12 protein-coding genes are annotated in these 15565 nt (G+C 69.4%); 3 read left to right on the top strand and 9 right to left on the bottom strand.

Annotated elements, in window-relative coordinates:
- Nucleotides 1-38 precede the first annotated feature (38 nt).
- Nucleotides 39-1079 (bottom strand): NAD(P)-dependent alcohol dehydrogenase, encoded by a 1041-nt coding sequence (locus ACZ48Z_RS35830; RefSeq protein WP_468740084.1) that lies wholly within the window; start codon nucleotides 1077-1079, stop codon nucleotides 39-41.
- Between the two features lie 184 nt (nucleotides 1080-1263).
- Here ACZ48Z_RS35830 and ACZ48Z_RS35825 point away from each other — a divergent pair, with 184 nt between their 5' ends.
- Entirely contained in the window at nucleotides 1264-2166 is a 903-nt protein-coding gene (locus ACZ48Z_RS35825) for a helix-turn-helix domain-containing protein (RefSeq protein ID WP_468740083.1), read from the top strand.
- Between the two features lie 7 nt (nucleotides 2167-2173).
- On the opposite strand, the gene ACZ48Z_RS35820 is transcribed toward ACZ48Z_RS35825, so the two are convergent.
- The 6 genes from ACZ48Z_RS35820 to ACZ48Z_RS35795 form a co-directional block, all read right to left on the bottom strand.
- Nucleotides 2174-2944 carry a globin domain-containing protein gene (locus tag ACZ48Z_RS35820; RefSeq protein ID WP_468740082.1) on the bottom strand — a complete coding sequence of 257 codons (771 nt, stop codon included), beginning with the start codon at nucleotides 2942-2944 and terminating at the stop codon, nucleotides 2174-2176.
- A 160-nt stretch (nucleotides 2945-3104) separates the two neighbouring features.
- Nucleotides 3105-6416: a S8 family peptidase gene (locus tag ACZ48Z_RS35815; RefSeq protein ID WP_468740186.1), complete on the bottom strand. Its 3312-nt coding sequence runs from the start codon at nucleotides 6414-6416 to the stop codon at nucleotides 3105-3107.
- Nucleotides 6417-6628: 212 nt separating this feature from the next.
- Nucleotides 6629-7312 carry an ABC transporter ATP-binding protein gene (locus tag ACZ48Z_RS35810; RefSeq protein ID WP_468740081.1) on the bottom strand — a complete coding sequence of 228 codons (684 nt, stop codon included), beginning with the start codon at nucleotides 7310-7312 and terminating at the stop codon, nucleotides 6629-6631.
- Between the two features lie 272 nt (nucleotides 7313-7584).
- Nucleotides 7585-9066, bottom strand: a complete 1482-nt coding sequence (locus ACZ48Z_RS35805) for an ABC transporter permease (RefSeq protein ID WP_468740080.1) — start codon at nucleotides 9064-9066, stop codon at nucleotides 7585-7587.
- A gap of 168 nt (nucleotides 9067-9234) precedes the next feature.
- Entirely contained in the window at nucleotides 9235-10500 is a 1266-nt protein-coding gene (locus ACZ48Z_RS35800) for a L,D-transpeptidase (protein WP_468740079.1), read from the bottom strand.
- A 212-nt stretch (nucleotides 10501-10712) separates the two neighbouring features.
- Nucleotides 10713-11057, bottom strand: coding sequence for a hypothetical protein (locus tag ACZ48Z_RS35795; protein WP_468740078.1), 345 nt, complete (start codon nucleotides 11055-11057; stop codon nucleotides 10713-10715).
- 130 nt (nucleotides 11058-11187) lie between these two features.
- Between ACZ48Z_RS35795 and ACZ48Z_RS35790 the strand changes: the two genes are divergently transcribed.
- Nucleotides 11188-11469: a hypothetical protein gene (locus tag ACZ48Z_RS35790; RefSeq protein ID WP_468740185.1), complete on the top strand. Its 282-nt coding sequence runs from the start codon at nucleotides 11188-11190 to the stop codon at nucleotides 11467-11469.
- A 42-nt stretch (nucleotides 11470-11511) separates the two neighbouring features.
- Nucleotides 11512-12297, top strand: coding sequence for a hypothetical protein (locus ACZ48Z_RS35785; protein WP_468740077.1), 786 nt, complete (start codon nucleotides 11512-11514; stop codon nucleotides 12295-12297).
- 48 nt (nucleotides 12298-12345) lie between these two features.
- Here the strand turns inward: ACZ48Z_RS35785 and hutH are convergent, their stop codons facing one another.
- Both hutH and ACZ48Z_RS35775 read right to left on the bottom strand, forming a co-directional pair.
- A complete protein-coding gene (hutH, locus tag ACZ48Z_RS35780) occupies nucleotides 12346-13884 on the bottom strand; it encodes a histidine ammonia-lyase (RefSeq protein ID WP_468740184.1) in 1539 nt (512 codons plus the stop codon).
- Between the two features lie 81 nt (nucleotides 13885-13965).
- Nucleotides 13966-15114 (bottom strand): GGDEF domain-containing protein, encoded by a 1149-nt coding sequence (locus ACZ48Z_RS35775; protein WP_468740076.1) that lies wholly within the window; start codon nucleotides 15112-15114, stop codon nucleotides 13966-13968.
- Nucleotides 15115-15565: the final 451 nt, after the last annotated feature.

The raw sequence follows: 15565 nt of genomic DNA, 5'->3' as shown, positions 1-15565 counted from the left end.
ATCCGCGGCCGGTGGGCCGCGGATCGGTAAGCGGTCGATCAGATCGTCGCCGTGTCGATCACGAACCGGTACCGCACGTCGCTGTTGACGACCCGCTCGTACGCCTCGTTGATCTCGGAGGCGGCGATCAGCTCGATCTCCGCGCCGAGCCCGTGCTCCGCGCAGAAGTCCAGCATCTCCTGGGTCTCGGCGATGCCGCCGATCATCGAACCGGCGAGGGTCTTGTTGCCGCCGATGAGGGAGAACAGGTTGAGCGACACGGGCTCCTCGGGGGCGCCCACGTTGACCAGCGCGCCGCCCGTCTTGACCAGGCTGAGGTAGGCGCCGAAGTCGAGCGGTGCGGACACCGTGGAGACGATGAGGTCGAAGGTGCCGGCGAGCTCCTCGAACGTCTTCGGGTCGCTGGTCGCGTAGTAGTGGTCGGCGCCCAGCTTCAGGCCGTCGTCCTGCTTGCGCAGCGACTGCGACAGGACAGTGACCTCGGCGCCGAGCGCGTGCGCAATCTTGACGCCCATGTGGCCGAGGCCGCCCAGGCCGACGATCGCGACCTTCTTGCCGGGGCCCGCGCCCCAGTGCTTGAGCGGGGAGTACAGGGTGATGCCCGCGCACAGCAGCGGCGCGGCCACGTCGAGGTCGACGCCGTCGGGGATGCGCAGGGTGAAGGCCTCGTCGACGACGACCTTCTGCGAGTAGCCGCCGTAGGTGGGCGCGCCGTCGTAACCGACGGCGTTGTAGGTGCCGACACCGCCCTTCAGGCAGTGCTGCTCCAGGCCCGCCTTGCAGTTCTCGCACTCGCGGCAGGAGTCGACAAAGCAGCCGACGCCGACGCGGTCGCCGACCTTGTACTTGGTGACGGCGGAGCCGACCTCTTCGACGACGCCCGCGATCTCGTGGCCCGGGACCATCGGGAAGATGGCCTCGCCCCAGCCCTCACGGGCCTGGTGGATGTCGGAGTGGCAGATGCCCGCGAACTTGATGTCGATCAGCACGTCGTGCTCGCGGACCGCACGGCGCTCGATGGTGGTGCGCTCCAGGGGGGCCTTGGAGGCGGGAGCTGCGTACGCGGCGACAGTGGTCATGCCGGGGGTTCTCCTAGCGAGGGGGTCCGTGCCCGGCTGCCTTCTGTCTGTCCATCCGTCCGGGCACGACCACCAGCCTGCCCCATCAGCCGGACATCACCCAGGCCACGGCTTTGCGTACGTCTGGCGGTCCTACTACTGGCGGGGACAGGATGCTGGGCGTACGCCGGTGAATACTGGGCGTATGGACGACATGGCCGAGAACCAGCCCGGCGGTGGCTCACTGGACCGGCGTGCCGAGCTCAGCGAGTTCCTGCGCACCCGGCGGGCCCGGCTGAAGCCGGAGGACGTGGGGCTGCCGGACTTCGGGCGGCACCGCAGGGTGCCGGGGCTGCGGCGCGAGGAGCTGGCGCAGCTGGCGGGCGTCTCGGTGGCGTACTACACCCGCCTGGAGCAGGGCAACGGGCGGAACGTCTCGGCGGAGGTCCTGGACGCGATCGCCCGCGCCCTGCAGCTGTCGGACGCGGAGTACGCGCATCTCATGCACCTCGCGAAGCCGAAGCAGCACAAGAAGAAGCCGGCCGCGCGGACCGAACAGGTGCGGGGTGCGCTGCGGCAGCTGCTGGACTCGATCGAGGTCCCGGCGTACGTCTCGGGGCGGCGCTCCGACATCCTCGCCTGGAACCGGATGGCGGCGGCGGTCTTCGGCGACTGGTCGGAGCTGCCGGCGCAGGAGCGGAACTGGGCGCGGCTGGTGTTCCTGCGGCCGGAGTACCAGGAGCTGTTCCAGCCGTGGGAGCAGAAGGCCACCGATGTCGTCGCGTATCTGCGCATGGACGCGGGCTGCCATCCCGAGGACCCCCGCCTGTCCGCGCTCGTCGGTGAACTCTCCGTCAAGAGCGACGAGTTCCGGCGGCTGTGGGCCACGCACGACGTCAAGGAGAAGAACCACGGCGTCAAGCGCCTGCGGCATCCCCTGGTCGGGGAACTGATCCTGAACTTCGAGTCGTTCCCCGTGTCCGACGGTACCGAGCAGGCCCTGATCACCTACCACGCGGAACCGGGCTCCCCCTCGGCGGAGGCGCTCCGCCTGCTGGCGAGCTGGGGCGCGGACGCGACCCGGGCGGGCACGTCCGCGCAGTCCTGACCCGCTCTCAGCCCTGGTACGGCGGCGCCGAGCCCCAGGTCCACCGCGGTACCGGCTGCTCCGCCGGTGGCGTGGTGTCGGGGGCGGAGAAGTGGACGGCGAGCCTGGTGCCCCACTCCACGTAGGCGAGGAACGCCGAGCGGAACTCCGCGTCGGTGGGCAGGCCCGCCTCGTCGGCGGCGTCCTGGATGAGGTTCACCCAGCGTCGGCGCTGCGGCTCGGTGATGCCGCGGCCCATGTGCTTGGCGACCATGTGGCCGTGGCCGCCCTGCGTCTCGGAGTAGGCGGACGGGCCGCCGAAGACCTCCGCGAGCCAGAGGGCGACGTGCTCGGCGTGCTCGGGGGCCAGGCCCGCGAACACCGGGGCCAGCAGGTCGTCGGCGAGGACCTTCTCGTAGAACACGGTGGTGAGCCGGCCGAAGGCCTCCGTGCCGCCCGCCCACGCGAAGAGGGTGGGGACGGCGGCGCCCCGGCCGCGGACCGTCGTCGGCTTGTAGTGGCGCATCTCCTCGATGTTCTCGACGTACGGCCGGATCTCGGCGAGGAAGTCCTCGAACAGCTCCGACTTGCGGAAGCCCTCCAGGTGGTCCTCGGTGGAGGTCCAGGTGATGCGCAGTATGTAGTGCTCGAAGTCGTCCTCGCAGCGCGCCAGTTCGTAGTCGATGCACTGCGGGGCCGCGGCCAGCTGGGCCGAGGCGTGGGTGTAGGCGGACAGGAACTCCGCCGAGCGGTCTTCCGGGATGCGGTAGCGGACGTACTCGACGGTCTCTGTGGTCATGGCTTCACACAAACACGGCTGCCCCATCGAAGGCTGCCCCTTCGGCCCGCCGTTCGCTGTGGGCTCACTCCGGGACGTCCCGGGACGGCTGGTGGAGACGCGGAGAGGCCCGCCGGAAGCAGCGCTCCCGACGGGCCCCTCATCTACTCGGTGCTACGGCTCACTTCCCGTAGTACGCGTTGTAGATCGAGATCGTCGACTTGTTGCCCTTCTTGTCGGCGATCTTGGCGTGGAAGGAGATGGCCTTCCCCTTCGCCGGGTTCTTCACGGTGATCTTGCCGCCCGAGACCGTGACCTTCTTCCAGGTCTGGCCGTAGTCGTACGACACGTACACCGCGAGGGACTTCAGGTTGGAGCCCTTGGCGGCGCCCTCGACGGTCAACGGGATCTTGACGGTCTTGCCTGCCTCGACCCTGCTGTCCAGACCCGTGGCCGCGTTGAAGCGGACCGTGGAGGCGGGCAGCTTGGTGAGGTCGGCCGGCTTCTTGGACGAGAACGTCCAGCTGGCGTCGATCCGGGTGGAGGCAGCCGCGACCTTGACGCTGCGCTTGACCGAGGTCGTCAGCTTGTACGAGGCCTGACCGGCCGGAACCTTGAACGTCTTCTCGCCGAACAGCGGGTCGTCGTTCGAGCCGACCTTGACACCGTTGCGGTACAGCGTGGTGTTGACCGAGGTGAACACCGAGGAGCCGGCGTGGCCCTTGCCGTCCGCGAACAGCGGGAGGGAGCCGAAGATCTCGTTGCCGTCGCGGTACAGACCGAAGTCGGCGTTGAGATGCGGTCCGAAGACGGCCGTGTTGACGGTCTTCGAGTAGGACTTCCCACCCTGGTAGGACTGCGCGGCACCGAACGTGTAGTAGGCGTCCGCGATCGGGAAGCCGTCCGGGTCCACGCCGCTGTCCTGCTCGAAGTCCAGCCCCCACTTCACCCCGCTCGGGGTGGACAGGTGCAGGGTGCGGCTGCTGGGCAGGGTCTGCGGAATGGCGATGGAGGAGGCGCTGAAGGCGCCGGGCAGCCAGCCCACGGCGTTGACCGAGCCCTTCTTGCCGCTCGCGGCCGCGCCCATGCCGACCTTCACCGTGGCCAGCTCGCTCGCCTTGTAGTGCTTGGTGAAACCGGTGGCGAACTGCTTGACCGGGCCGCCGGCCACGGTGTCGTACTGCGCGGTGGCGCCCGCGCTCCAGTGGCCGTCGAACTGCTGGCTCAGCGAGCCGTCGGTGACCTGCGGGCCCACGTGAGCGGTACGGAAGCCGGTGTACGAGTCGAGGAACCAGCCGTAGCCGTATCCGCCCTCGGCGGTCTCGACCGAGAAGTTCGGTGAGGCGAACTCCGACTTGGCTGTCGCGTCCGGCACGGTGATGTCCACCGGCTTGGCCTTGCGCGAGTCCAGCGTGATCGTCGTGTTCTTCGTGATGTTCAGCTTCGGCTGGACCAGCCAGTCGATGCCCTTGGTGGCGTCGTCGGGGTCCACGATGTTCGCGGAGTTGAGGATGTAACCGCCCTTGGGCGCCCGGACGGTGACGGAGCCGTCCTCGTCGTACGGCATGAACCACTTGCCGTTGGCGAGGCCGGAGATGCCGGACAGGTCCGTGCTGTAGGTCTTGGCCGGCTTGCCGTCACGGTCGAGGACGTTCAGCGTGACGTCGTACGACTCCACCTCGCGCTGCACCGCCGCCGCCGTGCGGACGGTCTGGCCGCCGCCCGTCGCGGTCACGTACGCCGAGTAGGCACCGTCGAGCGTGCCGCCCAGCTTGGTGTTGACGGTCATGCCGACGGAGGCCTTGCCGCCCGCCGGGACCGTCACCGTGGTGGCGGCCAGCTTGAAGAAGCCGGCCGGCGCGACCCGCCCCTTCGGGTCGGTGGCCGTCGACGTCAGCTTCAGCGTGACGTCCTTCGTACCGAGGTTGCGGTACGTCAGCTGCCTGGTGTCCGGCTTGTCGTCGGTGTGCGGCCACAGCTGGGTGCCGAAGCTGACCGACACCGGGTCGGCGATCATGGTCTGCTTGATGGCCTTGTCGACCTGGATACGGCCCGAACCCTGCTGGAACGGCGTGTACTTGCCGCCCTTCGCGGAGCCCGTGAGAGCGCCCTTCAGCTCGGCGTAGTCCCAGTCCGGGTGCTCCTGCTTGAGGATGGCCGCGGCGCCCGCGACATGCGGCGTCGCCATCGACGTACCGGAGATGGTCAGGTAGCCCGGCGGCTTCTCGCCGACCTCCTGGTCGATGAGGCTGCCCTTGGCCGCGGCGGCCGTGATGTCGACGCCGGGCGCGGTGACGTCCGGCTTGATCGCACCGTCGCCGGTGCGCGGGCCGGTGCTGGAGAAGTAGGCCAGCTTGTCCTTGTCGTCGACGGCGCCGACGGTGAGCGCGGCGTCCGCGCTGCCCGGCGAACCGACGGACTCCGGACCGGAGTTGCCCGCGGCGATGGCGAAGAGGATGCCCTTCTCGGCGGAGAGCTTGTTGACCTCCGCCTCCAACGGGTCGATCTCCGGGGTGTCCTGGCCGCCGAGGCTCAGGTTGACGACGTCGGCGCCCTGCGCGGCCGCCCACTCCATGCCGGCGAGGATGCCGGAGTCGTCACCGGAGCCGTTGTCGTCGAGGACCTTGCCGCTGAGGATCTTGGCGCCGGGCGCGACACCCTTGTACTTGCCGTTGGACTTGGCGCCGGTGCCCGCCGCGATGGACGCGACGTGCGTGCCGTGACCGAAGTGGTCGTTGGCGTCGGCCGCGGTGGAGAAGTTCTTGGACTCGATCACCTGGGTCTTGAGGTCCGGGTGGGTCGCGTCGACACCGGTGTCCAGTACGGCGATCTTGACGCCCTTGCCGTCGTAGCCGGCCGCCCATGCCTTGGGGGCGCCGATCTGCGGCACGGACTTGTCGAGGCTGGCCTTGCGGACGCCGTCGAGCCACACGTGGGCGATGCCGGATGCGGTCCTGTCACCGTTGGTGACCGCGTCCCAGAGCTCGGGCGTCTCCTTCTGCGGCGTCTGCACGGCGTCCGCGTTGAGCGTCGTGAGGCTCCGCCGCAGGGTGCCCGCGTCCCGGACGTCGGCCTTGGCCGCCGTGGCGGCGCCCTGGTAGCCGACGATGACCTTCAGTCCCTTCTTCTGGGACGTGCGGGTGGCGGCCTTGTTGAGCTCGGTGATGTCGAAGAGCCGCTGGTCGAGCTTGCCGCCGGCGACCAGTCGGGCCGCGTCCGCCGGCACCACGAGCGTGTGACCGGCGCTCTTGCGGATCTGCACGGGTATGTGTTCGCGGCCCTTCGCCCGCTCCAGGCCGACGACCCGGCCCTTGGCGTCGACGGTGACACGGTCACCGGTGATCAGGGTGATGCTGTGCCCGGGCGTGAGCTGCGCCTTGTTCGTCTGCGCGCTCGCCGTCCGCGACGCGTCCGCCGACGCCGGGCTGGTCATGCCCGCCGCCAGCGCCACTGCGGCCGCCGTGGCGATCGTGGCCGCGCATGCCTTTTTCATCTGTCTGCGCAAGATTCCCCCTTGCAGAAGGACCGGGTGAATTCCCCGTTCACCCGGCCGGGGGTGGTCTCGCACATATGAACGTGCGCCCCCCGGATTCCGCAGTATGCCGGGGGGTGATCAGCAACCTCAATGCACAGACGACCGACAGGAAACTCTGTTACAAGACTGTCGGGTTCACCAACCGCCTTTGCAAGAACGGAAGTTGAGCTTCAGGTGGCTGCGTTCTCCTTCACCGTGATCCGGCCCTTGCGGATGGTGGCGACGCGCGGGGCCTTCTTCGCGATGGCGGAGTCGTGGGTGACCATGATGAAGGTCAACCCCAGCTCCTTCCACATGCGTTCGAGTACGTCCATGATCTCGTCGCGCATCGACTCGTCTAGGTTGCCGGTGGGTTCGTCGGCGAGGAGCACCTTCGGCTGCTTGACGAGGGCACGGGCTATGGCGACGCGCTGCTGCTGCCCTCCGGACATCTCGGAGGGCAGATGCGAGAGCCGCTCCCCGAGCCCGACGGAGGTGAGGGCCTCGGCCGCCCGCGCCCGCCGCTCCTTCACCTTCACCCCGAGGGGTACGAGGGCGGTCTCGACGTTCTCCTGGGCGTTGAGCGTCGGGATCAGGTTGAAGCTCTGGAAGACGAAGCCGATGTTCTCGCTGCGGACCTTGGTGAGCTTGGCCTCCGACAGCCTGGCCAAGTCGGTCCCGTCGAGCACGACTTCGCCCTCCGTGGGCTTGTCCAGTCCACCGAGCATCTGGAGGAGGGTGGACTTGCCGCCGCCGGTGGGGCCCTGGATGACGAGCCGGTCCCCGTCGGCGATGGTCAGGTCGACTCCGGCGAGCGCGTCGACGGTGTCCTTGCCGCGGGTGTAGCGCTTGGTGACGCTTCTGAGTTCGTACATGGTGACTCCTCGGGTGGTGGGGTTCGGGGTGGTGCGAGTCGTCGTCGGCTGCGGGCCGGTGGGGGGGCTGGTCGCGCAGTTCCCCGCGCCCCTGAGCAGGTACGGCACTCCTGAGCGGGTGCGGCACTCCTGAGCGGGTGCAGACAAGGCATGCTCCGGCCGCACCCACCCAGGGGCGCGGGGAACTGCGCGACCGGCCACGGCGCTCCCGCACCCGCAATCCCACAAGGCGAGGCACATCCGTAGGCGCACCGGCACCGCAGCGGCCCCCGCTACTCGACTCGGCGCAACGCGTCCGCCGGCCGCAGCCGTGACGCACGCCAGCCGCCGAAGGCGCCGGCGATGAGACCACCGGCCACCGCCAGCCCGACCGCGATCGCCACGGTCGTCAGGCTGACCGGTGCGGTCAGGGCCACGTCCAGGGTCTTGGCGGCCGCCTGCCGACCGGGGCCGCCGAAGCCGCCGCCCCCGCCGGGACCACTGTTGCCGCCACCGCCACCGCCACCGCCACCGCCGCCCAACTGCGCCTGCAGCGTGGGGCTGATGGCCGTCACGACGTACGCGCCGGCGAGGCCGAGCCCGATGCCCAGCGCCCCGCCGAGGAGCCCGTTCACCATCGCCTCGCCGACGACCTGCCGGGTCACCCGGCCCGACTTCCACCCCAGCGCCTTGAGCGTGCCGAACTCCCGCACCCGGCGCGACACCGCGGACGAGGTCAGCAGCCCGGCGACCAGGAAGGCGGCGATCAGCACTGCGATGGACAGCCACTTGCCGACGTTGGTGGCGAGCGAGGAGGCCGTGGAGAGGGAACCGGAGACGGTGTCCGCGAGATCGGCCGAGGTCGTGACGGTCGTACCCGAGATGTTCTTCTGGATCGTCGACTTGACGGCGCCGATCTTCTGGGAGTCGGTCGCCTTGACGTAGATCGTGGTGACCTTGTTCTTCGAGTCGCTGAGGGTCTGCGCCTGGGTGAGCGGGATGTACACGTTGGCGGCCGCGTCCCCGCTGTCCGCCGTCGCGACGCCGATCACCTTGAACTTGACGCTCTTGACGGTGACGGTGGAACCGACCTTGAGCTTCTTCTCCTTGGCGTACGCCGAGTCGAGGACGGCGACCTTGGCGTCGGTCTCGGAGGAGGTGAAGGTACGGCCGCTGGAGATCTTGGAGGAGGTCAGCGGGCCGAGGGCCGGCTTGGTGACGTCGGTGCCGTAGACGGAGTAGTTGTTGACGTCGAAGTTGGCGCCGCCGCCCCGCACTTCACCCTGCGGCTGGCCGGTGCCGCCGCCGTTCTGGCCGCCGCGCTGCCCGGTCCCGCCGTTCTGGTTCTGCTGGAACTGGCCGCGGGTGAACTGCCCGCTCACCTTGATGACCTGGAGGCTGAGCCCGCCGACCGCGTCCGAGACGCCCGTCTGCTGGTCGACCTTGGTGACCGTGGTGGTGGACAGGGTCTGGAACCCCTGCACCAGCACCCGGTCGGTGCTCTGCTCCGCGTCGGAGCCGTTGTCCTGCGCGTCGAACTGGAAGCGCGGACGCTCGGTGCTGTTGGCGCTGGGAGCGGCGGCGGCCTTGGTGACCGTCATGTCGGTCCCCAGGCCGTACAGCGACTGGAGGACCTTGTCCTGGGCCTTGCCCATGCCGGACGACACGGAGCTGACCACGATGACCAGCGCGATCCCGAGCGCGAGCCCGGAGGCGACGACGAGGGCCGCCTTTCTGCGGCGGCGCAGTTCGCGCCTCAGGTAGGTGAAGAACATGGCCGCAAACTAGGCACGACGCGTGATGACTCCATAAGCCCTATATAAGAGCTGCATGAGAAGGCTGTCCGCGAGCCAGGAATGACCCCGGACGAAGCTGTCAGGAAACGCCGAAGGCGGCTGCCCGGAGGGGCAACCGCCTTCCTGCGTCGGTGAATTCGGCGGCCGTCAGACCGCCGAGCCCGCCTTCCAGTCCGCCCAGCTCAGGTTCCAGCCGTTGAGGCCGTTGTCCGGGGCGACCGTCTTGTCGCCGGTGTTCTTGACGACCACCACGTCGCCGACGATCGAGTGGGTGTAGAACCAATAGCCCGCCGTGCCGGTGTCGTTGGCGCCCTTGGTGTCGGACAGGCCCACGCAGCCGTGGCTGGTGTTCACGCTGCCGAAGACGGACTTGGCGCCCCAGTAGTTGCCGTGCACGAAGGTGCCGGAGTTGGTGAGGCGGATGGCGTGGGGCACGTCCTTGATGTCGTACTCGCCCTTGCCGTCGTCGTCGGTGAAGCCCACGGTCGCGCCGTTCATGCGCGTCTCCTTGAACTTCTCGGACATCACCATGACGCCTTCGTACGTCTTGTTCTCGGGCGAACCGGCGGAGATCGGGATGGTCTTGATGGTCTGCCCGTTGTGCGTGATCTTCATCTGCTTGGTCTTGGCGTCGACGTACGACACCTGGTCACGCCCGATCTTGAACGTGACCGTCTTCTGCTGGACGCCGTAGACGCCGTTGGCACCCTCGACACCGTCGAGCGCGAGCTTCAGCGTGACGGTGGAGTTCTCCTTCCAGTAGGCGTCGGGGCGGAAGTCGATCCGGTTGGCGTTGAACCAGTGACCGACGACCTCCTGACCGCTGGTGGAGGAGACGGTGATGCCCTTCTGGACGGCCGCCTTGTTGGTGATGGCCTTGTCGAAGTTGATCGACACCGGCATGCCCACACCGACGGTCGAGCCGTCCTCCGGCGTGAAATTGCCTATGAAGCTGTTGGACGGGGAGACCGTCGTGAACGAGGCGTTCTCGTGGGCGACGAGCCCGGCGGAGTCCTTGGCCTCGGCGGCGACCTTGTAGGTCGTGGACCGCTCCAGCTGCGCGTCCGGCTTCCAGCTCGTCTTGTCGGCGGACAGCTCGCCCGCGACCTTCGTGCCGTCGGTGGTCGTCATCGCCACGTCGGTGAGCGTGCCCTTGCTCACGACGACGGCGGCGGAGTTGTTGATGGAGGCGTTGTCCGTGCCGTCCTTGGGTGTGATCTTGATCTCGGCCTCGGAGCTCTTCTTGGCCGCCGCCTCGTCGGCCCTGGCCTGCGAGGTGTCGCTGCCGCCGTCCTTGGACGATGAGTCGTCGCCACTGGAACAGGCCGAGAGCACCAGCACTCCGCCGAGCAGTGCGGACGCGACCGTGAGGCCCCTGCGCCGCTTACTGACCGTCATCACACGCTTCTCCATCGTTGCCGAATCCCCGATTCCCCGAAACCACGAGAGCCCCGTCAATAAAACCTGAACGCTACGACCGGTTCATCCCGTTCCACCTTTTCAGAAGGTGTGGGGCACACCACTCCCGCCGAGGCGGAAGGTGCGTCTGCCGGTGCGTGCGACTCCTGAGACGACGAAACCCCGGACGGCGGTTGCCACCCGGGGTCACTGTTTCCCGAGCATGCTCAGCCGACGGTCTCTTCTTCCTCGTCCGCCTCGACATCATCCTCGTCGAGGTCCCAGTCCGGCGAATCCGGGTCGTAGTCGATCTGCTCACTACTCCAGGACGCCTGGGCGAGTTCGACCCCCGGCACCTCTCCGACCAGGTCGAACGGGTCCACGAGATAGGCCAGGGCCTCCGCAGTGTCTTCCGTCACAGCACCCTCGGCGTGCGCCCGCTCGTCGTCCGGCATGTCCGGATCGTCCGCGATCCGCGCCAGCGCGGCCCGGGTCACGGCCTCCCGGTCGCCGACCTCGACGACGAGTTCCACCCGAAGCCGTACAAATCGTGATGTCTCTTCAGTGCTCATGCCCGGAGCGTAAAGCCCATCGCTCCCGTGACTTTCCCGTGACCCGCGCCTTTCACTAACATCGGCCCACACGGCCAATTCGCCAGCACCACAAGGGGATCGATATTCCGTGTCATCCGTTCGCCGTCCGTTGCTGACCGCCACCGCCGCGGGGACCCTTCTGGGTGCCCTCTGGTTCGTCCCGTCCGCCAACGCGACCCAGGACATGCCGGCGAGAACAGAGCCGTCCGCGCAGGCCACGACACAGGCGCGGGCCACGACCACGAGCGCGGAGACGACCGGGGACGGCACGCAGCTCGCCGACACCGGAAGCCCCGACACCACGCCGTACCTGGTCGGCGGCACGCTCTTCCTCACGCTGGGTGCGGGCTTCGTCGTCTATTCGGTACGCCGGGAACGACTGGGCTTTTAATCCCGCTTGACGATTTCTTGGCTCGCCCTTCATAGTCCGCACATGAAGAGATCATCGAGAGCGCGGATAGGCGCCACGGCGACCGTGAGCGTGCTGTCCCTCGCCCTCATCACCGGATGCGGCGGAGGCTCGGACGACGACTCCAAGGAGTCCGGGACGTCCAAGGAGGCCGGCGCCTCCTCCTCCGCGAACTCGGCCCCGGCCGCGAAGGCCCACAGCGCGGCCGAACTGGAGAAGCTGCTCCTCGCCAAGGGCGATGTCGCCGGGTACGACGTCGACTCGGGTGACGACACCCTGCCGAAGGCCAAGAGCGACGTGAAGGCCGACAAGTCCGCGTGCGCGCCGCTCGCCTACGCGCTGTCCGGCCTTCCGCCGGCCGACACCGAGGCGAGCGCGAACAACACCGTCACCTCGCAGACCTCCACGCCCTCCCCCGACGAGGCCTCCATCGAGGACGCGTTCAACGTCGACATGACCATCGTGGGCCTGTCCTCCTACGAGGGCGACGGCGCCGAGAAGGCGGTCAAGGCCGTCTCCGACGGGATCGCCGCCTGCTCCGGCGGGTTCAGCATCGTAGCCGAGGGCGAGAACCTCAAGATCACCAAGGTCGCCGCGGGCAAGGCCTCCGGCAAGGGCGACCAGTCGGTGGCGTTCGCCGTGAACTCCGACATGGACGGCGACGGCACGGCGACCTTCAACGTCGACGTGGTCCGCGTCGGCAGCACCGTCTCCACGTACTACACGGTCGACTTCGCCTCACTGGGCAGCGGCAAGCCGGCCGCCGTACCGACCGCCGTGCTCGACGCGCAGGTGACCAAGCTGAAGTGACACCGAGGGCCCCCGCCGCAGTCGCACGGCAGGGGCCCTCCGCCCTGTCTACCGCAGCGGCCCCGTGACGGCCTCCACCGCCGACACCAGCCGCCCCTCCCGCACGAACACGTCGGCCGCCGCGAGGTCGGGCGCCAGGAACCGGTCGGGACCCGGACCCTCGACACCCGCCTTGCGTACGGCGGTGATGGCGGCCTGGGTCGCCGGTGCCGGGCTCAGCCCCTCGCGCAGCTCGACGGCGCGCGAGGCGGCGTACAGCTCGACGGCGAGGACCCGGGTGAGGTTGTCGACGGCGGTACGCAGCTTGCGCGCGGCCGACCACCCCATCGAGACGTGGTCCTCCTGCATCGCGGACGACGGGATCGAGTCCGCGGACGCCGGCACGGCCAGCCGCTTCAGCTCACTGACCAGCGCGGCCTGTGTGTACTGGGCGATCATCAGCCCGGAGTCGACACCGGCGTCGTCGGCGAGGAACGGCGGCAGCCCGTGCGACCGGTTCTTGTCGAGGAGCCGGTCCGTCCGCCGCTCGGCGATCGAAGCAAGATCAGCCACGGCGATGGCGAGGAAATCAAGCACATAGGCAACAGGCGCACCATGGAAGTTGCCGTTGGACTCGACCCGACCGTCAGCCAGCACAACAGGGTTGTCGACCGCGGAGGCCAACTCCCTCTCCGCCACCAGCCGCGCATGCGCCAGGGTGTCCCGCCCGGCCCCGGCGACCTGCGGCGCGCAGCGCACCGAGTAGGCGTCCTGGACCCGGGGCGCGTCGTCCTGGTGGTGCCCGGTGAGCTCCGAACCCGCCAGCACGGCCAGCATGTTGGCGGCGGAGGCCCCCTGCCCCGGATGCGGCCGGATGGCGTGCAACTCGGGAGCGAGCACCTTGTCGGTACCGAGCAGCGCCTCCAAGGACAGGGCGGCGGTGATGTCGGCGGACTTGTACAGCATCTCCAGGTCGGCGAGAGCCATGAAGAGCATCCCGAGCATGCCGTCGGTACCGTTGAGAAGGGCGAGCCCCTCCTTCTCCCGCAGCTCGACGGGGGCGATCCCGTGCTCGGCGAGCAGCTCACCAGCAGGCCGCACCACACCGTCAGGCCCCTCGGCGTCCCCCTCACCCATCAGGGTGAGGGCACAGTGGGACAGCGGCGCGAGATCACCGGAACAACCGAGCGATCCGAACTCGTGCACAACGGGCGTGATCCCGGCGTTGAGCACGTCGGCCATGGTCTGCGCGACCTCGGGCCGCACACCCGTACGCCCCGAGCAGATGGTCTTCAGCCGCAGGAACATGAGCGCCCGTACGACCTCGCGCTCCACCCGCGGTCCCATTCCCGCGGCATGCGAGCGGACGATGTTCCGCTGCAGCCGGGCCCGGAGTTCCGGGCTGATGTGCCGGGTCGCGAGGGCTCCGAAGCCGGTGCTGACGCCGTAGACGGGCTCGGGCTTGGCCGCGAGCGCCTCCACGATCCCGCGGGCCGCGGCGAGGGCGGTGACCGCCTCCTCGGAGAGCTCGATCCGGGCACCGCCACGCGCCACGGCAAGGACGTCGGACGCGGTGACCCCGGACGTCCCCACCACCACAGTGTGCATATCCATATTCAGGAGCGTACGCACTGAATTCGAGGATGTCACTACTGGGTAGGGGGTACACCCCTTACCGCACCCACCACCTCAGGGCTGTCTCCCCCGGAACCGGCGACGCTCGGCACTCTGCCCGGAGGGCGCGGCATCGGCCAGCCGTACGACGGGATCGTCCAGCCCTCCCCGTCCCGCGACGACCGGCTTCACGGCACGCTCGGCCTTGGCCCGGTACTGGGCGGCATCGGCGAGCCGGAAGAGCCGCCGGGCGGACCGAACGGGCCCGATGGGATCCTCGGTCGACGCGACCCCACAGGCCACCCCCTCCCCCAGCTCCAACTCCCCTGCCCTCCGACAGAGTTCACCGGCAGCCTTCACCACATCGTCGGCGGCAGGCCCGACCGCGAGCAGACAGAACTCGTCGCCCCCGAGCCGGGCCGCGAGGGCCCCCGGCAGCATGGCCCCGCACAGCGAGAGCACCGACCCGAATCGTTCCAGCAGCCGGTCGCCGACCGCATGCCCACAGGTGTCGTTGACCCGCTTGAGCCCGTTGAGATCGCACACGACGAGACTGACGACGACACCGTCCCTCCGGTGCCGCTCCACGGCCTCGTCCAGCCGTACGTCGACGGCACGACGGTTGGCCAGCCCGGTCAGCGCGTCCGTGAACGCCAGCCGTCTCGCCTCCTCCAGCCGCTCCGCCTGGGCGATTCCGGCGGCGACGACGGCGGCCAGCACAGTGGCGAAGTCGGCGTCCTCCCGCCCGAAGACGGGGTCACCGGCGGGCCGGGCTACGTACAACTCCCCCCAGGCCCGCCCGTTCAGCACGATCGGAGCGACGACACAACACCCACGGCCCCTCCGCCGCAGGGCGGCGACCCGCTGATGCACATATCCGGGGCGCCCCCCTGCCGCGGGCCCCTCGGCCGTCTCCACCCACGCGTTGGGCCCGCCGCCGCCGGCCCACCGCTCGTGCAGGAACTCGGTGATCTCCGGGAACTGGTGCACGGGGTAGGCCTCACCGTCGGGGAACTCCTCCTCGCCGGCGGTCCGGTCCCCCACGTTCACCAGCACCCTGAGCCGCCCCAGCTCCCGCTCCCACACGGACAGCGCGGCAAAACTCCCGCCCAGCGCCCGGCACGCCCCGGCAGCGGCGGCCCGCCACGCGTCACGCGAGCCGTGGGCCGCCGCCATGCCCTGCGCCAGCGCCACGACCGCAGCCAGCCGGATGTCCTCACCCATCACGCCAGGCTAAGGAGGATTCGGCCGGGGACCGGGGTGCGGCTGGGCCGTTCGTGAACGCACGCGCCTATAGATGTGCCGCGTGAGGTCGCCGGGCGGGTGCGGCCCAGTGCGGGCGGGCGTTTTTGCGCAGTTCCCCGCGCCCCTAAAAGAAGCCGGGTGCGACCCGGTGGGGGCTGGTCGCGCAGTTCCCCGCGCCCCTGGGTGGGGACGATGGACGCACCTTCGGACGCGCACGGCCCCCCGCGCCCCCGGGTGGAAACGCTGAACGCACCTTTGGACGCGCACGGCCCCAGCCCCCTGAGTGGGAACGCTGAACCCACCTTTGGACGCGTACGGCGTGAAGGGGGCGGGGTGGGGGGGGGGGGGGCCCCCCCCGCCCCCCCCCCCGCCCCAACCCCCTCCCCAGAACCGAACCACCAAACCACCGACAGACAACCCCCCCCACCCC

The sequence above is a fragment of the Streptomyces sp. NPDC031225 genome (genome assembly GCF_055570355.1).
The sequence above is the reverse complement of the archived record's forward strand: the minus strand, read 5'-3'. Positions and strand labels throughout refer to the sequence as shown.